Consider the following 18,520-nt stretch of genomic DNA (forward strand, 5'->3'; position numbering starts at 1 on the left):
ATCATTCGAACTCCAGAACGCTGCCTTCGAAACGGATGACGGGCGTCCCGTCTTCGAGGATGCCCTCCGAAAGGATGGTGTTCAGCCGCATTCCGGGGCGTGACGCGAGTGCGCGGCTGTTGAGCAGAGTGTTGGAATAGTGCACCTCTTCACCAGAGAAGACCGGCCGCAGCCACTGCATGCTGCGAAATCCGGGGGAGGGGCCGAGCTTCGGCGGGGACGATCCCTCGCGCTTCAGTCGGGCGCATTCCTCCTCCCAGTAGGCCATGAAGACCTGCATCCAGGCGGCGCAGGTATGCCAGCCTGAGGCGCAGAGGCCGCCGAACAGGCTGTCGCGAGCGGCGTCTGCATCGAGGTGAAACGGCTGAGGGTCGAAGCGGGCGGCAAAGGCGATGATCCTTTCCGCCGTGAAGACGTAACTGCCGATATCGGTCTTTTCTCCGTAGGCATAGCGCTGCGACATCATCATGGGCGGGCCTCCGACGCGTTGCGCGTCGCGAACATGATCGATCCCTCCGACGCACAGACGAGCTCGCCCTTCTGATTTGAGACTTCATGCCGGAACTTGACGATGCCGATACCCGGCCTCGAGGTCAGGGCACGAGCTTCGGTCACCGTCGATGAGCCCGCCAGCGTGTCTCCTGCGAGCACCGGCTTTTTCCACTCCATGATATCGACGCCGGGCGCGCCCTGGGACAGGGAGTTGAGGATGAAGCTGTCTGCCATCATCCGCATGAGCATGGCCGAGGTGTGCCAGCCGGAGGCTGACAGACCTCCGAGGATGCTGGCGCGACCGGCTACTTCGTCGAGATGCATCGGCTGGGGATCGAACTCACGGGCGAATTCGATGATCTCAGCGGCGGTCACCGTCTTCGGACCGAGGGCGAAGGTGCGCCCCAGTTCGAAATCTTCGAACGTCAGCTTCTGATCGGTCAAATTGGTCTCCGCGTCATAGGAAGTTCACAAGGATTACAATAGCCTCCGGCCAGGCACAATGATTGCGCGGGATTTCAAGCATGAGTGGACTAAAGTCGATCCTCGATGAGGCCGAGCGGGACGGGGTGATTCCCCACCAGGCCGCCGACCGGCTTTTGCCGTTTCTGCTCGAGCGCGGTGTGCAGGTTGACGGTGAGCCGGCCGTGATTACAGGGGAGGGAGCGGCGTTTTCCGACACGGAGACGCCGAGCTTCGTTCGCGGCTTCCACGACATACTGATCACTATCGGCATCGTCGTTGCGCTGTCGGGGCTATGGGGCCTTGCTTCCGTCTATGCCGTGTTGCCGGCCATCGTTCTGTTGGCGGAGGTTCTCGTTCGCAGGCAGAGGCTGGCCTTGCCAGCCGTCGCGCTGACGATCGCGCTTGCGATCTGGACCGTCGTAATCTCTGCAAACTGGCTGGAAGGCCCTCTTACGATCGTTGGACTGGGCGACAACGCGGCGCTGGCGTTCACCCTGACCTTCCCGGTCGTTCTCGGCCTCTTCTATCTGCTTTACCGGATACCGCTTGCCCACGCGCTGTCGCTCATGGGGGCTTTTGTCGTCGTGCTGCAGCTTGTTCTGCGCGCTCTTGGCTGGCTGAGCGGCGACCCGCTGTATGCGGTCAACCATACCGGCGTTCTGTCGATGATTGCCGTTCTTTGCGCTGTCGGTCTTTTCGCGCTAGCCTTGAGGTTCGACCTGCGGGATCGGCTTCGGCTCACCGTTAACGCCGACATTGCCTTCTGGCTGCATCTCGGCGCGGCGCCGGCCTTGCTTTACAGCATCGTCTCGCTGACGGGGCTGAACGACAGTCTGCTTGATCCGGTGCAGACGGCGTCCTCCCGCACGCCAGTGGTGGTTGCGACAGTGGCAGCACTGATGCTCGTTGGGCTGATTATCGACCGTCGCGCCTTCGTGACATCCGGGCTCGTGTCGCTCGGCTTTGCGCTCTACGGCATTTTCCGCCAAGGCAATGCGCGCGTCGATACCTATATCTTCGTCACGCTGCTGACCGTTGGCGTCATCGTACTCGTCATCGGCACTGGATGGATGCCGCTCCGGCGCTTCGTCATGCGCCGGCTGCCGGCTGCGCTTCGCAATAGACTGCCGCCGGCATAGCCAGGGTATTTCCGCTTTTCTTCAAATCGCGAAAATGCCCTGTCTTTTCGTTTCTTCGCAAGTCCGGACGCAAAACCGTTGCGCACTTTTGCTGGAATTGCTCTGGGCGGCAGTCGCTTCTGCCTGCTTTAGGTATTGAAGCGGAAGTGGATCACGTCACCGTCCTGGACAACGTATTCCTTGCCTTCGTCCCGGCCCTTGCCGGCTTCCTTGGCGCCGACTTCACCCTTGAAATTGATGTAGTCGTCATAGGCGATGGTGAAGGCGCGGATGAAGCCGCGTTCGAAGTCGGTGTGGATGACACCCGCGGCGGCCGGCGCCTTGGTGCCGCGCACGATCGTCCATGCGCGCGTTTCCTTGGGGCCGACGGTGAAATAGGTGATCAGGTCGAGCAGGTGGTAACCGGCGCGGATCAGCCGGTCGAGGCCGGCTTCTTCGAGGCCGAGCGCCGACAGGAACTCCACAGCTTCCTCTTCAGGAAGCTGTGCCACTTCGGATTCGATTGCGGCGGAAATGATGATGCACTCAGCGCCTTGTTCCTTGGCCATGGCGGCCACGACTGTGGTGTGCTCGTTGCCCGTGGAAGCGTCAGCTTCGGCGACGTTGCAGACATACAGCACCGGGTGCGAGGTCAAAAGGTTGAGGCTCTTGAGGATCTCGATGTCTTCGGGCGCCAGCGTCTTCAGGAGCAGGCGCGCAGGCTTGCCCTCGTTCAGGAGCTTGATGACCGCTTCCATGACAGGCAGCTGCGCCAGTGATTCCTTGTCCTTGCTGGCCGCGCGCTTGCGGGTCTGCTCGACGCGGCGCTCAAGGCTTTCGAGGTCGGCGAGCATCAGCTCCGTCTCGATCGTGTCGGCATCACCGACCGGATTGATACGGCCCTCGACATGGGTGATGTCGTCATCCTCGAAGCACCGCAGGACGTGCACGACGGCATCGACTTCGCGGATGTTGGCGAGGAACTTGTTGCCCAGACCTTCACCCTTTGACGCGCCACGCACGAGGCCCGCGATGTCGACGAAGGAGATGCGGGTCGGGATGATTTCCTTGGAGCCCGCGATTGCTGCGAGCTTCTGCATGCGCGGATCGGGAACGGCGACTTCGCCGGTGTTCGGCTCGATCGTGCAGAAGGGATAGTTCGCCGCCTGCGCCTGCGCCGTCTTGGTCAGCGCGTTGAAGAGAGTCGACTTGCCGACATTCGGCAGACCGACGATACCGCATTTGAAGCCCATGGCCTGAAACCTGCTGTTTTTGAATTCCTTGGTCGTGCCTATGGGATAAAAGGCGCCTCCGGGTCAAGCTTTTCGCGCATGTCGGTGGCGTTCGATGCGGCCTTTTGCTTGAAACTGGTGCTCGCGATGCAATATAGACAACTGGCTGAGCATGTGCTCGCCTTTCCCATGTCATCAACGGGTGGACTTCCGATGAGTGACAACGATATTGCCGTGAAAACGAAAATCAGATCCAGGCCGAAGCTGGAACGGCCGAAGCTCTACAAGGTCATTCTCGTCAATGACGACTTTACCCCGCGGGAATTCGTGATCGCGGTGCTGAAGGTGGTGTTCCGCATGAGCGAGGAGACCGGATACCGGGTGATGCTCACTGCGCACAAGCTCGGCACCTCTGTGGTCGTGGTGTGCGCCAGGGACATTGCCGAGACCAAGGCGAAAGAGGCGGTGGATTTCGGCAAGGGGGCCGGGTTCCCGCTGATGTTCACCACCGAGCCGGAGGAGTAAGCTCTCAGGGGCGGCGCATCTGGTAACCGGTCTTGTTCTGGACAAAGCCGCAACTCTCGTAGAAACGCAGCGTGGCCGGCTCGTCGGATCCCGTCAGCAGCATGACCTTGTAGCAGCCTGCGCCCCAGGCCGCGTTTGCGGCATGCCGAACGAGTGCGCCGGCATGGCCGCGTTTTCGATGGTCGCGATGCGTGACGACATTCTCGATCAGGGCATATGACGCGCCGTTTCGCGTGAGGTTCGGGACGACAATCAACGTCACGGTGCATGTCGGCGCCTCATCGAGAACACCCATGAAGACGGTCATGCCGGGCTGAGCCAGCATCGCGGCGAAGCGCTCCTTGGCCTCAGCGCATTCGAGCGCAGGATCGCCGGGATTGAGTTGCCGATAGAGTTCGAGCAGGTTTTCGAGGTCGCCCGCCACGGCCGGGCGGATCGAAAAGGACGCGCCGGTCATCGGTTACTCTTCCTTCTTGCCGAACATCCTCTTCAGCATGTCGGCCATGGGGCCGCTTGCCGGCAGCTTCGGCTGGCTGTTGTTGCGTGCCTGGTGGATGTGCGACTTTGCGGCCGGCTTTTTCTCGGCCTTCGGCTTTTCCTCTTCGGCATTGCCGCCGACTGCAAGCGCCAGCTTGTTCATGAGCTGCGAATCTTCCTTCCGCACCAGCATGTCGGCATTGTCGGCCAGAGCATCGAGGAGGGGTTCCAGCCACACCCGGTCGCCCTTTGCGAAATCGCCGAGCACGTGATGCTGCACCATTTCCTTGACGCCGGGGTGACCGATGCCGAGCCGAAGACGGCGGTATTCCTTGCCGCAATGAGCATCGAGCGACTTGATGCCGTTGTGGCCGCCGTGGCCGCCACCGGTCTTGAGGCGGGCCTTGCCCGGCAGCAGGTCGAGTTCGTCGTATACGGCGACGAGATCGGCTGTCTCGAGCTTGTAGAAACGCATCGCCTCGCCAACGGATTCGCCCGAGAGGTTCATGTATGTCTGCGGCTTGATCAGCAGCACCTTCTCTCCGGCGATCTCGCCCTCGGCGATTTCCGCCCTGAACTTCTTCGACCACGGCGAAAAGCCGTGACGGCGATGAATGGCGTCGACGGCCATGAAGCCGATATTGTGGCGGTTGCCGGCATACTTGCCGCCGGGATTGCCAAGGCCCGCAATGATCAGCATGGCTCGTTCGTTCCTTGCAAAATGCTCTCGCCGTTCACCACCGCGAAACGCCGGCAAAGTCAAGCACAAGAAGCTGGCGGGCGGGCAGGAAAATCAATCGGAGCGATGCAGGCCGTATTTCATGAAGATGGCCTTCTGGGTGCCATCGGCAATCAGCTTGTCGAGGGCTGCCTGCATTCTCGCCAGAAGATCGTCCGGAAACCCCTTTTCGCACGCAATTCCCATCAGTTGCGAGGTAAGTACCGCGACCTTCTCAAGGGGCTGTTCCGTCTTCAGCCTGTCGAAATAGATCTCGGATATCGGCATCATGTCGATGCGGGCGTTGAGAAGTTTGCGAAGCGTCGCATTGAAGTCGGTCGCGACGTCCAGTTTGGTGAAGCCCTTCTCTCTGAGAACCGTCTCGGTATAGTCCTCACGCTGCGTTCCGATCGTGTATTTCTTGGCTTCCTCAAGATTCATGGCGGGTATGCCGGAGCCGGATCTTGTGATCAGGATGTTGTCGTCGACCAGCAACGGCTCGACCCATTTGAACATCGAATGGCGCTTGGCGTTGTGCGCTGTCGTGAAGACGCAGGTCATCTGCGTGGTTTGGGCGAGGCTATAGGCTCGCGCCCAAGGCATCATCTCGACGGCGTAGTCGATCCCGGCCGTGGTCATCATCCGGTCGATCTGTTCGATGGACGCGCCCTTGATCGCCTTGCCGTCGCGGTAGCTGAAGGGTGGGTATTCTTCCGTGAGCAGGCTGACAGTCGCCGCACTGGCCGACGCAAACGAAGGAAGGCACAAAAGGGCAAGGAGCAGCAGGCGTTTCATCGTGTGGCCTTCCTTTTGGCGTTTACGAAGCACGGGCGACCGGAATCGTTGCGACGGTCAACTGGTGGATCAGCTGCTCTGCATTCTGAGGGCGATGGAAGAGATATCCCTGGCCATAGTCCAGGCCCATTTCGCAGAGCGTCCGGCATTCCTCTTCGCTTTCGATGCCCTCGGCGATGACAGTGCAGTCCATCTTGTGGGAGAGGGTCGTGATGCTCTCGACCAGCATGCGGCTCTTGTGGCGCACCTCCGCATTGGCATCGTTGATCGAACGCGTGAACGACTGGTCGATCTTGATGATATCCACAGGGAAGCGGTTGAGGTAGCTCAGCGACGAATAGCCTGTTCCGAAGTCGTCCAACGCGATGCGGCAGCCGAAGCGGCGCATTTCGCTGACGATCGCGCGGATCGCCGGATTGTTGTGCATCAGGACAGCCTCCGTGATTTCGACGACAATGCGCTCCGGGCGGATCCCATGACGACCGAGCAGAGAGGCTAGGCGCGCGGGAAGAGCGGGCTCAAACTGCAGTGGGGAGAAATTGATGGCGAGATAGCTCTCCTGCATGCCGGACAGCTTCGAGATCCGGGCCAGGTGGGAGATTGCCTTTTCCATGATGACGTTGCCGACGCGGACGATCTTCGACGTCTCCTCCGCGACGTTGACGATCGCTGCCGGGGCCATCAATCCTTTCTGGGGATGGTTGAGGCGCATCAGCGCTTCGAAACCGGCGATCCCGCGGCCGCTGAGGTTTACGATCGGCTGTAGATGGGCTTCGAACCAGTCATCGGCCAGCCCGGTCTCGATGCAGTTTTCGATCTCGGCGCGGGCGCGGGCATGATCGAGCATGCTGGTGTCGAACATCTGCGCACCGTTCTTGCCGTCACGCTTCTTGGCGTACATCGCCATGTCGGATTTCTGCAGCAGTTCGGCCGCGTTGGCGGCATGGCGCGGATAGATCGCGATTCCCACACTGGCGCTCAGGTGCAGGTCGGGGCCGAACGGTTCGCTGAATATCGAGGCGATCTGCTCGGCCAAGGCATTTGCGCGCCGGGCGGCGTCCTTTGCCGGCAGCAGAATGGCGAATTCGTCGCCACCGAGGCGCGCTGCCTCGTCGGATGGTGCCAGATGGGCTTTCAACCGGTCGACGAATTCGCGCAGTGCCTTGTCGCCTTCGGCATGGCCGAGATTGTCGTTGATCCACTTGAACCGGTCGAGGTCGACGAAGAGACAAGCAAGTTCCTGGCCGGTGGTGTCCGCATCCCGGATCTTTCCGTCGAGCGCGTGCTCGAAGCCTTGCCGGTTGAGCAGACCGGTCAGGTGGTCGCTGATGGCCTGGCTATGGTTTCTTGCCTCGGAAGCCTTGAGCTCGGTGACGTCGGTCATCACCGAAAGCGACAGCATGTCGTGGCCGCCTGTGGCGTCCCTGGATTCCAGGATCAGCACGTCCATGACACGACCGTCTGCGCAGAGAAATTTGACGGTCACATCGAAGGCGGCCGCGTTTTCAATCTCATTCCTGCGATTGAGAAAGGTCTCGCGGGTGTTGGCGGTGACCAGATCGATGAACCTGCCGCCGATGACGTCCGGCCGTTCGTAGCCGGTGGCAACGAGCCAGTAGTCGCTGACGGCGGTAATGCGATCATCCTCATCCAGCGAAAACAGCATGGCCGGGGTGAGGCCGTAGATGTCGATTGCGCGGCGATGGGCGAGCTTCAGCTCCTTCTCCTCGCTTTCGAGCTTGGACTGCATCTCGTTGAAGCTGCTCGCAAGGCGGCCCATCTCGTCGTTGGAGTGCCAGTCAACATGATGGCGCGAGCCCAGTTGGCGCGTCGCTTCGATGGCTGCGATCAGGCGCTTCAGCGGTCTGATGATGAAGATGCGGTTGCCAATCAGTGCTGCGCTGAAAACGGTGAGAACGGCGAAGACGAAGATCGACATGAAGACGATCTCTTCACTCCTCATGCCGGAGAAGAGGCCGAGGGCGGGGTAGAAAACCGAGATGCTGCCGAGATTTTTCGGACCGTCGATCGTATTGTAGATGATGGCGCGCGAAACCTGCACAAGCTCGCCGCGGAATGATTTCGGTATGGTTGATTGCGTGACGTCGAGCTGGCCGGACTGATCCCGGACCTGGACCTTGACGATTGCGCCTTGCGAAACGACGGTCGCGCTGATCTGCGCGACGCTGTCCTCATCGAGATCCCACAGGGGTTTTGCCAGCGCCTGAGCATTGGCAACAAGAAGAACGGAGATGTGGTCGCGGATCTCTTTTTCTGCGCGTTCGGAAGACAGAAGGAGAAACAGAACAAATAGAGGCGCGACGAAGAGAAGCAGTGCCCCGCAAACGATTGCTAGAAATCTATTCTGAACGGAATGGTGCATGTGTTCCGTTTTCTCCTTGCCGCATTCTTTACCGCTTGCTGCCGCCGCAGCATCCCTCGTAAACGGTCCCAAATGCTTCCACCAAATGTATTAAATGTTGCTGAAACGGCCCCTTTCGCCCAAATGAAAAGGCCCGCTTTCAGGAGAAAGCGGGCCTTATGCTTTACAAATTATTGGAAGCTATCAGGCTTCAGCTTCGCCAGCTTCTTCGGTGCTTTCGACGCCCGCTGCCGGAGCAATGATCGTCGCGATCGTGAAGTCGCGGTCGATAACCGTTGTCACGCCCTTCGGCAGGGTGACTTCGGAAATGTGGATGCTGTCGCCGATCTTCTTGCCGCTGAGGTCAATGTCGAAGAATTCCGGAATCGCATCAGCCGGGCAATGAACTTCGATCTCGTGGCGAACGATGTTCAGAACGCCACCGATCTTGAGGCCCTGGGACTTTTCTTCATTGATGAAGTGAACCGGGATCTCGACGGTGACCTGGGTGTTGGCCGAAACGCGCAGGAAGTCTACGTGCATCGTGAAGTCGCGAACCGGATCGAGCTGATAGTCCTTCGGCAGAACCTTGAACTTCTTGCCGTCGACGTCGATCGTTGCAACGGTGGTCATGAAACCGCCGGCGTGGATGCGCTTCGTCACCTCATTGGTGCTGAGAGCGATAGAAATCGGGGCCTGCTTGTCACCATAGATGACAGCGGGTATTAAACCGTTGCGGCGAAGTTCACGGGCGGACCCCTTACCAACCCGTTCGCGCGCCTCGGCCTTGAGCTCGTAGCTTTCGTGGCTCATGACTTTTCCTTCCGAGGTTATTTGGAGAGCCCCGCGGTGGCAAATGCCTGTCGCGGAACTGGAGGCGGGTTTCCCCATCCTCATCCGCGTTGCCTCCAAGGGTGTCTGCGCGGACGCGTGCGCTATAGTATAGTTGTTCTGTAAAGGCAAGCGATGGCGGGCTTTCGAGCTGTATCCGCGTCCCGACAAGCTGCTGGCGAGCGTTGTTGTGCCGGAGAATTCAGAAGTTGCATAGCGTCGTCAACATTTAACCATATGGCCGGAATTCGCGCGCAATTAAGGATTGCTAACATCGGCAACGCTATGAAGGGCCGACATCAACGTGGTCCTTCTGCATGCTCCGCATCATTTCCTGTATCGCCGTCGAACACAGCCTGCCGCATCTGCTTTTCGCAACGACGATTTGCGTACTCGGTTCTCTGTTGACGGTACGGCTGTTTTCCAAGGTGAGGCGAACCCAAGGCCTGCAGAGACTCAACTGGCTGTTTCTGTCCGGCTTTGTCGGTGGAGCGACGATCTGGACCACGCATTTCATCGCCATGCTCGGCTATCATGCGCCGACGCTGTCGGGCTATGAGCCGGCAATGACGCTGCTGTCGCTCTTCATCGGGATCAGTTCAGCGATGATCGGATTTACCATTGCCTCCTTGCGACGCGAGAGAACCGCGCTGATCGAGGCCGGCGGCGCGATTGTCGGCCTTGGCGTCGCGGCGATGCACTATGTCGGGATCGCCGGTTTCATGGTTGCCGGCGATATCGAGTGGAACAGGGCCTATGTCATTGGCTCGCTGATCACCGCTGCGGCTTTCGGCGCGCTGGTGACGAACCGCGTCGCCCGACCCACGACCCGCTTCAGCAAATGCGGTGCAGCGCTTCCACTGATCCTCGCCATCGTCTCCACGCATTTCGTCGGCATGGCCGGCATGACAATCGTGCCCGATGCGGCCGTTTCCGTTCCGGTTGAAATTCTCTCTGTCGGGATCATGACAAGCCTCGTGGGGGCGGTGATGATCATCATCCTACTGCTCGGCGCTTCGACCTACATCATCGACATGCAGTCGACGGTGGCCGCGGTTGCGCGCTACCGCCATCTGTCGCTTCACGATCCGCTGACCCATCTGGCGAACCGGGCGGCATTGAACGAACATCTCCCGGCGCTGACCAAGAACCTTGGCGGCCCGACGGATCGTATCGCAGTCCTTTGTTTCGATCTCGATCGGTTCAAGGAGATCAACGATGTGCATGGCCACGCAGCAGGCGATGCGGTGTTGCGCGCGATCGGCGAGCGGTTGACCGCGGTGACCGGGAAGGGACAATTTGCGGCCCGTGTTGGCGGCGACGAGTTCGTCGTCGTCATGCGCGATCACATTGCAAGGTCGGAAGCTCCGGCATTGGCGCAGCGCTTGCTCGATGAGATCGAGCGGCCGGTGGAGTGGCACGGTCAGTCGCTGTGCGTCGGATCGAGCATCGGCATCTCTAGCTTCCCGGATCGGGCGCAGACGATCGACGATCTGCTTTCGCAGGCCGATGTCGCCATGTACCGGGCAAAGACATCGGTGGGCGGCAGCATCTGCTTCTACGACCCTTCGATGGACGAGGCCGCGCGGGCGCGCAGCGCCTTGGCAATCGAAATGCGCGAGGGCCTGAAGCGCAACGAGTTCCTGCTGTTTTACCAGCAGCAGAATGACACGGTCAGCCGTGAGGTCGTCGGACTGGAGGTGCTATTGCGATGGCGCCATCCGACGCGCGGCTATGTTTCTCCTGGCGAATTCATTCCGATAGCGGAAAAGACCGGTTTCATCATGGAGCTCGGCGAATGGGTTCTGCGCGAGGCCTGCGAGGAGGCCGCCACCTGGAAGAACCCCTTGCGAATTGCCGTGAACGTCGCGGCCCAGCAGCTGGCCGACAGCCGTCTGCCGCAGATCGTCTATCAGATCCTCATCGACACAGGCCTTGCGCCATCGCGCCTTGAGCTGGAGATCACCGAATCCGGCATCGTCGCCGACCATTCGCATGCGCTGAATGCGATCCGACGCCTGAAGGGGCTCGGTGTCAGAGTGGCGATGGACGACTACGGTACGGGCTACTCATCGCTCTCGACGCTGCAGAGTTTCCCGTTCGACAAGATCAAGATAGACCGCGCCTTCGTCGATGGTGTCGTCACCAACAAGCAGTCGGCGGCCATCGTACGTTCCACTCTCATTCTTGCGCAGAGCCTCGATATTCCGGTTCTCGCCGAGGGTGTGGAGAACGAAGAGCACATCGACTTCCTGCGCCGGGAGGGCTGCCTGCAGGTGCAGGGCTTCTTGTTTGGCAGGCCGGCGCCGCGTGAGGACATCGAGTCGATTGTGAACGGGCGGCCCTCGGCCGCTGACAATGGGTCACGAAACGCCGCCGCCTGAGCGTCATGCGCGGGCTGGCGGGTTGACATCGAACCTAAGCGACTTCACATGTGCGATGAACGCCACGGGGGAAATCCGGTATGAAGCTCAATACCATAACAGTCACGGGCGCCATCGTTCTCGGGGTGCTGTCGGCCGGGCAGGCGGCCGAAATCAATCAGCAGGGCGCACGCGATATCGAGAAAAATCTGACGAGGCTGCTGCCGAAGAAGTTGAGCAAGGATGGCTTTGTCACCGTCAATCCCGCGGGGAGCCGCTACGAGATCATCTACGATCTCGAAAAGCTGCTGAAGAACGTCAATCCCGCGGATTTTGCCATCAGCGGCGTTGCGCCGTGGTCGATATTCGCAACGCCGCAGGATGGCGGCCTCTGGAAGGTCGAGGGTAACAATTCGCTCAATGCCTCGGGTCATTTTTCGGCGGCCGGCCAGCCGAAGACCGATTTCACGTACACGGTGGATTCGCTGGTCTTCAGCGGCCTGTTTGATCCGGCGATCAGCTATCTGCGCTCGGGCGATTTCTCGTCGAAGGCGGTGCGGTTTTCGTCCAAGACCGATGCGGAGGACGTCAGCGTCGCTACTGACAGTTCCAGCTACAAGCTTACCTCCTCGCAGAGCGCATCCGCCGGGAGGACGAACTTCGCAGGCAGCGGAACACTCTCGGCGCTTGTCGAGAAGATCAGTGGTCGGAACGTTCCACCGGTCGAGATCCGTGCCGACACGGTCGATTTTGCGGCTGCGGTGAACGGTGTGCCGGCAAAGGAAATTCGCGATATCGTCATCTTCGGCCTCGATCACGCTGGGGACAAGAAGCTTCGGCGTGCCGATAGCGAAATGCTGAAGAACTTGCTCCGCAAGGCTTTTCCGTTGATGACGAGCCTCACTGAAACGATCAGTCTCAACAACCTGACGGTCGCGAACGTCGCCGGGAACGGTGGCGCGAAGACGTTGGACTATACGGTTGCGATGAGCGGGCCAAGCAATGCCACGCGGTTCGATATTGGCATGGCGGCGCGCCAGATCAGCGTCGACAGTTCGTTGGTGCCGGCAGCCTATTCGGCCTTCGTTCCCAATTCGGTTCAGGTGCAGCTGGCCCTTCCCGACATGGATCTTGCTGCCTTTGGCGAGGAGCTGCTGAAGGTCGATTTCTCCACGCCCACATCCGACAAGGAAAGCGAGAGGGCGTTTGAGAAGCTCGTCGAAGGACGCGATTTCGTCGTCGCGTTTCCGAAGATTGCCGCGGTTTCGAGCGTCTACGATGCCGATATCTCAGGCGAGATCCGGGGTGATCCGAAAACGAAGAAGGAATATTCCATGAAGGCGTCGATCGTGGCGCGTGACTTCGACAAGACCATCGCGGCCGTCCAGGAGCTGGCCAAGACCAGTCCAGATCTCAACCAGGTCTCCTTCGGACTGATGATGGCCAAGGGTTTTGCCAAGGCAGACCCTGATGGGCGCCAGCGGTGGGACATCGACATCGCGCGCAACGGCGCCATCACGATCAACGGACAGGTCGTCAAAGGTGCTGATTGAACGGGAAGGCGCGGCACCCTGAGTGGCGCTGCCTCGTCTCTTGCGGGGGCAGCGCGGCAGGTCCATTGTACGTCGCTGGTGTCCGCCTTGCATGAAAGCCGAGACTGAGCGGCACCCGGCGTCCTGAGGTCGGTTCCATGAAGTGTACCGTCTGCGGTTTTGCGATCGAGAGCGGCTTTGCGTTCTGCCCGAAATGCGGCGCACGGCAACCGATCACATGTGCCGTATGCGGCGAAGCCTGCCAGCCCGATTTCGCCTTCTGCCCGAAGTGCGGCAATGCAATCGCGGGATCCTCCGTGCGTGCGCGTGGCGGCGACACGACCCAGCGCGGACAACCGGTTCCGCAACCGGTTCCGCCGGCGCCCGACGAAGGTGCCGATCGCCGGCCGTTGACCGTGCTCTTTGCCGATCTCTGCGGTTTCACGACGCTCAGCGAGAAGACCGATCCGGAGGTCATGCGGGCCTTGCAGAACGAAGTCTTCGAGGAACTGACGCACGCGGTCGAGGCCTATGGCGGCTTCGTCGACAAGTTTGTGGGCGATGCGCTGCTGGCGCTCTTCGGAGCGCCGACAGCGCATGAGGACGATCCCGACCGTGCCCTGCGCTCCGCGCTCGAAATGATGGCGGGCGCCGAGCGCGTCGGCCGCCGGTGGCCGGCGCTGGAGGGGGTTCCGCTGCAATTGCATATCGGCATCAATACCGGGCCGGTCGTCACCGGCGGCTTCGGAGCGTCGGCGTCGCGCTCCTATTCCGTGACCGGTGACACCGTGAATACTGCGCAACGACTTCAATCGCTGGCAGACGCGGGGGCAATCCTGGTGGGGCCGACGACCCATCGGATGACACGACATGCGTTCGCCTTCGAGAGCCTCGGCGCACGGGCGCTTCGCGGCAAGAGCGGGGATGTCGAGGTGCATCGGCTGGTGGGACCGTTGGAGACACCGCATTCCGTGCGCGGATTGGAGAGCCTCGGGCTGCATGCCGACATCGTCGGGCGGGATGGCGAACTCCTGCGGATGGCCGATTGCCTGGAGCTTGCCTGCGGCGGCGGAGCGCAGTTACTCCAGCTCGTCGGCGAGGCGGGGATCGGCAAATCGCGACTGGTCAAGGATTTCCTGGAGCGGCTTCCCGGCGACGCTCGGTTTCAGAATGTCGTTGTCAGGCGTGCCGTCTGCTCGCCGCTCGGGGAGCAGTCCTATGGCACTTTGGCGGCCGTGCTGCGCAGTGCCTATGGGATTGCCGAGCGGGAGAACCCACAAAGGACGGTGGAGCTGCTCACATCGGGGCTGCGCGATCTGCATTTTCCCGATGAGGATGTCGCCGGTTTGACACCTCTGCTCTTCTGCGTCTTCGGCTTTGGCGATCCAGGCGAGGCGCTTCGCCATCTTGAACCCGAAAAGCTGCGGCGCCAGATCCTCTACGCCACGCGCACGATCATCGAACGGCGCTTGTCGCTGAGCCCGCTTCTGCTCGTCGTGGAAGACCTGCACTGGGCCGATACGGCCTCTGTCGAGGCATTGCGTTTCGTGCTCGACAGGCTCGATCGGGCGCGCCTGATGATGTTGACCACGGGCCGCTCGTCGGAGGAGAGCGAAGGTCTGTCGTCCAGCCGAACCAGTCGCACGGTCTTGCGGCTCGCGCCGCTGTCTCTCGACGACAGTCAAAAGCTGCTGACCCAATTCTTCGGTGCTGGAAGTGCAGTTCCCGCCGACATGCGGTCACGCATCCTGATGCGTGCGGGCGGAAATCCATTGTTCATCGAAGAGATCGTGCGGGGTTTGATCGAAACGGGAATGGTCAGGCTCGATGGCGAGAGATGGAGCGTCGCGGATGCCGAAATGGGAACGGAGATTCCCATCAGTCTGCAGGCGATGCTGTTGGCCCGCGTGGACCGCCTGCCTTTTGACGTGAAGCGACTGGCGCAGGAGGCCGCGGTGATTGGACCACGTTTCGAGGACGCGCTGTTGCGGGCGATCACGTCCGATCCCGCCCGCGTCGAGCCCTGCCTGGATTTCTTGTGCGAGGCGGAGATTCTGGAAGACGTCAGTCGGGATCCGGCGAAGACTGCCGGCTCCTATCGTTTTACGCAGGCCATGTTGCATGATGTCATTTACGCGAACCTCCTGTTGCAGCGGCGCAAGGAACTGCATGCCCGGATCGGGCACGCGATGGAGATCCTGCATGAGGGGTCGCCGTTGCGGCTCGAGGACATTGCGTTACTCGGCCGGCACTTGTGCCTCGCCGGTGAAATCGACAGCGGCGCCCGTTACCTGACGGCGGCGGGCGACCTTGCGCGCAAGACTTACGCGAACGATGACGCCATTCGCCTCTACCGAGAAGCGCTTGCGGCCATTGCGGATAATGCCGCGACTCTGCCGCAGCGGCTAGATCTGCTTGAGCGGCTTGCGGACCTCTACGGTCCCGCCGGAAACCGGGACAATGCACGCGATCACTACGGGCTGGCGCTGGCGATCTTCCGTGATGCCGGCAACCTGCCCGCTGCGGCAAGAATCCTACGCAAGCTTGGGCGTCTCCATCTGGACGCGGGCAGGCGGGATCTCGCCAATGACGATTTCGCGGAGGCGGCCGTGCTATTGAGCCGGAGCGATGCGCCGATCGAGCTTGCGCATCTGCTGCAGGAGCGGGGGCATCTTGCCTTTCGCATGGGCGACCAACGCGCAGCCGCGCGCTGCGCCGACGAAGCACTCGCCTGCCTCGATGCATCCGATTGCGTGACCTCGGAGGCGGCGCAGGTGCGTGCTGAGGCGCTGAACACAAAGGGGGTGGCGCTCGCGCGTCTTGGACATCACCGCGACGCCCTGCGCGAGGTCGAGCGAAGCCTTGAGGTTGCCGAGAAGGCAGAATTGCTGGGGGCAGCCTGCCGTGCCTACGCAAATCTCGGCGTGCTCTACACGATTGTCGATCCGGCACGTGCGATACAGGTCTGCCGGCGAGGGCTTGAGGTGGCCACGCATATCGCCGATCTCGCCTTTCAGGCGCGGCTTTATGCCAACCTTGCGGTCGCTTGCTGCACGTTCACGGATAATTGCGCCAAGGAGGGCGTCCCGGCTGCCGAGAGGGCGATCGAGATCGACCGGGCACTCGACCAGCGCGATCATCTGGCGGTGCCGCTGATCGTGCTTGGACAGATATATCAATGTCATGGCCAGCCGAAACTGGCGCGCGACTATTACGAGGAGGCGCTGAAGCTCGCAGTCGAAATTGGCGAGCCGCAACTGCTGTTTCCATGCTATGATGGCTTGGCGACGCTGAACCTGGAAAACGACGATATGGCGGAGGCCGAGCGGTATTTTACACTGGCTCAGGATGTTTGCGCCAAACACGGTCTGGATCCGGATGCTTTGGTGGTGTTGCCTTTTCTTGACTGAACTGACGCCGTTGGTCTTGCCCGAATGGGGCAGTTCGATGCCTGCCGGCGGTCGGCGCCCAGACCTTTTCCCCACCGACGCGCAGTGCGCCTGGCGAACATGTGAAGGAGGATGACATGCCGGAGATCCAGAGCGACAGACCCTTGCAGCCGGGCGATCGCGCGCCCAACGTCATTCTCGACGCGATCACGCGCCAGGGCAAAATATCGATAGACGATTTTCGCGGGCAGAAGCCGGTTCTGGTCGGTCTGTTTCGCGGCTTGCACTGCCCGTTCTGCAGACGGCAGATCGCCGCCATGGCAAGTCTGGCGGGGGACCTGCAAGCGAAGGGCGTGGAAAGCCTGACGATCGTCAATACGCCGATAGAGCGCGCTCGCCTCTATTTCCGGTATCACCCGATTCCCAACCTGCTTGCGGCGTCGGATCCCGACCGGATATCGCACCGCGCCTTCGGGCTTCCGAACGTCGAATTTACGGAGTCAGAGACGGCATGGCCCTACAAGGTCAGTCTCGATGCGTTCACCTCCATGCGCGTCGACCTGCCGGATCTGCCGGAGCCGATGGGCGCGATGGCTGCCATCGAATACCTCGACACGGCGGACGGTTACGAATTTACCGACGACGACCGCAGCATGATCGCCACGGGCGAGGGACAGCTCATCGGCGAGTTCCTGCTCGACCGCGACGGCGTCGTCCGCTGGTGTTTCACCGAGGTCGTAGACGATGGGCGGCGTCTGTTTGGCGTGCCGGCTCCGCAAGAGGTGATGTCCGCAGCGTCGCATATCGCCGCCTAGCCGGTCACCTCATGTCAGGCGCGATGAGATGGTCGCCAACATCACCGGTGGAATAAGCGTCAACTGGGGCGCTGTTCACCTGCCTCACGGGCGGCATTCACCTTGGCCGATGATCTGGAAACCGCTCGTGCGGGCCTGACGGGCGTTGGCCAACATCTGTGTGCGCAGGCCGCGCTGGCCGCAGACCGGCGCATACTCCATGGTCTACATTTGCGGCTGCGGCGGACGAGGGCGCGGCGGTCGCGAATAGCTGCGGTCGACATCAGCGGGGCATGCCGAAAGCATCGATATCGGAAAAAGCAGCGCGGACCTTTTCGGCGTTGTGAAACCGGCAAGCATCATCGGTCCACGTGCGGCTTGACTTCGTTCGAAATCCCAGCCGAAGGCTTCAAGCGCAAAGCCCTGTAACTGTTCGAGCATCTGCGGGTGCTCAGTCAAAGAGGCTGGAAACAGACTCTTCCTGACTGGTGCGGTTGATCGCTTCGCCGATGAGGCTGCCGGTGCTGACCACGCGGATGTTGTGGGCGGACAGTACGGCAGTCGTCGGCTGAATGGAGTCGGTGATGACCAATTCTCGAAGCTTGGAGGAGGTGACGCGGGTAACAGCACCGCCGGACAGCACGCCGTGCGTGATATAGGCTGTGACGCTGGTCGCGCCATTCTTCAGCAGCGCCTCGGCGGCGTTGACGAGGGTGCCGCCGGAATCGACGATATCGTCGATCAGGATGCAATCCTTGCCGGTGACGTCGCCGATGACGTTCATGACTTCAGATTCACCGGGGCGGTCGCGGCGCTTGTCCACGATCGCCAGCAGACAGTCGAGCCGCTTGGCAAGCGAACGGGCGCGCACGACGCCGCCCACGTCCGGCGAGACGACCGTGACGTTGCTGATATCGTAGTTTGCCTTGATGTCGCGCGACAGGATCGGCACGGCATAGAGGTTGTCCGTCGGAATGTCGAAGAAGCCCTGGATCTGGCCGGCGTGCAGGTCGAGCGTCAGGACGCGATCGGCACCAGCCTCGGTGATCAGGTTCGCGACGAGCTTGGCAGAGATCGGCGTGCGCGGTCCCGGCTTGCGGTCCTGGCGAGCGTAGCCGAAGTAGGGAAGAACGGCCGTGATGCGTCGTGCCGAAGACCTACGCATCGCGTCGATCATAATCAGCAGTTCCATCAAATGGTCGTTGGCCGGAAACGAAGTGGACTGCACAAGGAAGACGTCCTCGCCACGAACATTTTCCTGGATTTCCACGAAGATTTCCTGATCGGCAAATCTTCTGACGGTGGCTCTGCCTAAGGGCACATTGAGATAGTTGCAGATCGCTTCGGCGAGATGCCGGTTCGAATTGCCTGCGAAAACCTTCATCTTGGTCCGCCTGTTACCTGCTGATAGCCGCGCTTTTTAGCCA

At 60.9% G+C, this 18,520-nt stretch carries 15 protein-coding genes; 6 read left to right on the forward strand and 9 right to left on the reverse strand.

The window, feature by feature from the left end; all coding sequences use genetic code 11:
• Nucleotide 1: 1 nt before the first annotated feature.
• Together AC1D2R_RS09990 and AC1D2R_RS09995 are read right to left on the reverse strand one after the other, a co-directional pair.
• Nucleotides 2-469 (reverse strand): MaoC/PaaZ C-terminal domain-containing protein, encoded by a 468-nt coding sequence (locus tag AC1D2R_RS09990; protein ID WP_477967120.1) that lies wholly within the window; start codon nucleotides 467-469, stop codon nucleotides 2-4.
• On the reverse strand, nucleotides 466-936 hold the full coding sequence (locus tag AC1D2R_RS09995) for a MaoC family dehydratase (protein ID WP_477967121.1): 471 nt from the start codon (nucleotides 934-936) through the stop codon (nucleotides 466-468). The genes AC1D2R_RS09990 and AC1D2R_RS09995 overlap by 4 nt, the downstream gene beginning before the upstream one ends.
• An 80-nt stretch (nucleotides 937-1,016) precedes the next feature.
• On the opposite strand from AC1D2R_RS09995, the gene AC1D2R_RS10000 reads away from it, so the two are divergent.
• Complete coding sequence (locus AC1D2R_RS10000) at nucleotides 1,017-2,096, forward strand: hypothetical protein (protein ID WP_477967122.1); 1,080 nt, start codon at nucleotides 1,017-1,019, stop codon at nucleotides 2,094-2,096.
• 128 nt (nucleotides 2,097-2,224) lie between these two features.
• Here AC1D2R_RS10000 and ychF read toward each other — a convergent pair whose 3' ends face one another.
• Entirely contained in the window at nucleotides 2,225-3,328 is a 1,104-nt protein-coding gene (gene ychF / locus AC1D2R_RS10005; RefSeq protein ID WP_477967123.1) for a redox-regulated ATPase YchF, read from the reverse strand.
• A gap of 192 nt (nucleotides 3,329-3,520) precedes the next feature.
• On the opposite strand from ychF, the gene clpS reads away from it, so the two are divergent.
• Nucleotides 3,521-3,832, forward strand: coding sequence for an ATP-dependent Clp protease adapter ClpS (clpS, locus tag AC1D2R_RS10010; protein WP_477967124.1), 312 nt, complete (start codon nucleotides 3,521-3,523; stop codon nucleotides 3,830-3,832).
• Between the two features lie 4 nt (nucleotides 3,833-3,836).
• Here the strand turns inward: clpS and AC1D2R_RS10015 are convergent, their stop codons facing one another.
• From AC1D2R_RS10015 to AC1D2R_RS10035, 5 genes are all read right to left on the reverse strand, one after another.
• The gene (locus tag AC1D2R_RS10015; RefSeq protein WP_477967125.1) at nucleotides 3,837-4,289 is read right to left on the reverse strand and encodes an N-acetyltransferase family protein; all 453 of its coding nucleotides are present in this window, start codon (nucleotides 4,287-4,289) and stop codon (nucleotides 3,837-3,839) included.
• A 3-nt stretch (nucleotides 4,290-4,292) separates the two neighbouring features.
• On the reverse strand, nucleotides 4,293-5,009 hold the full coding sequence (pth, locus tag AC1D2R_RS10020; RefSeq protein WP_477967126.1) for an aminoacyl-tRNA hydrolase: 717 nt from the start codon (nucleotides 5,007-5,009) through the stop codon (nucleotides 4,293-4,295).
• Nucleotides 5,010-5,102: 93 nt separating this feature from the next.
• Nucleotides 5,103-5,822, reverse strand: a complete 720-nt coding sequence (locus tag AC1D2R_RS10025; RefSeq protein WP_477967127.1) for a substrate-binding periplasmic protein — start codon at nucleotides 5,820-5,822, stop codon at nucleotides 5,103-5,105.
• A 22-nt stretch (nucleotides 5,823-5,844) separates the two neighbouring features.
• On the reverse strand, nucleotides 5,845-8,205 hold the full coding sequence (locus AC1D2R_RS10030) for a putative bifunctional diguanylate cyclase/phosphodiesterase (protein WP_477967128.1): 2,361 nt from the start codon (nucleotides 8,203-8,205) through the stop codon (nucleotides 5,845-5,847).
• A gap of 183 nt (nucleotides 8,206-8,388) precedes the next feature.
• Nucleotides 8,389-8,997, reverse strand: a complete 609-nt coding sequence (locus AC1D2R_RS10035) for a 50S ribosomal protein L25/general stress protein Ctc (protein WP_477967129.1) — start codon at nucleotides 8,995-8,997, stop codon at nucleotides 8,389-8,391.
• Nucleotides 8,998-9,332: 335 nt separating this feature from the next.
• Here AC1D2R_RS10035 and AC1D2R_RS10040 point away from each other — a divergent pair, with 335 nt between their 5' ends.
• The 4 genes from AC1D2R_RS10040 to AC1D2R_RS10055 all read left to right on the forward strand — a co-directional run bounded on the left by AC1D2R_RS10040 (nucleotide 9,333) and on the right by AC1D2R_RS10055 (nucleotide 17,114).
• Nucleotides 9,333-11,399 carry a putative bifunctional diguanylate cyclase/phosphodiesterase gene (locus tag AC1D2R_RS10040; RefSeq protein WP_477967130.1) on the forward strand — a complete coding sequence of 689 codons (2,067 nt, stop codon included), beginning with the start codon at nucleotides 9,333-9,335 and terminating at the stop codon, nucleotides 11,397-11,399.
• Between the two features lie 80 nt (nucleotides 11,400-11,479).
• Entirely contained in the window at nucleotides 11,480-12,931 is a 1,452-nt protein-coding gene (locus tag AC1D2R_RS10045; RefSeq protein WP_477967131.1) for a hypothetical protein, read from the forward strand.
• 137 nt (nucleotides 12,932-13,068) lie between these two features.
• Entirely contained in the window at nucleotides 13,069-16,320 is a 3,252-nt protein-coding gene (locus AC1D2R_RS10050) for an adenylate/guanylate cyclase domain-containing protein (protein ID WP_477967132.1), read from the forward strand.
• 116 nt (nucleotides 16,321-16,436) lie between these two features.
• Nucleotides 16,437-17,114: a peroxiredoxin-like family protein gene (locus tag AC1D2R_RS10055; RefSeq protein WP_477967133.1), complete on the forward strand. Its 678-nt coding sequence runs from the start codon at nucleotides 16,437-16,439 to the stop codon at nucleotides 17,112-17,114.
• 430 nt (nucleotides 17,115-17,544) lie between these two features.
• Here AC1D2R_RS10055 and AC1D2R_RS10060 read toward each other — a convergent pair whose 3' ends face one another.
• Nucleotides 17,545-18,477, reverse strand: coding sequence for a ribose-phosphate pyrophosphokinase (locus tag AC1D2R_RS10060; protein ID WP_057469286.1), 933 nt, complete (start codon nucleotides 18,475-18,477; stop codon nucleotides 17,545-17,547).
• Nucleotides 18,478-18,520 lie beyond the last annotated feature (43 nt).

This window comes from Rhizobium sp. P1_C7, assembly GCF_056406295.1.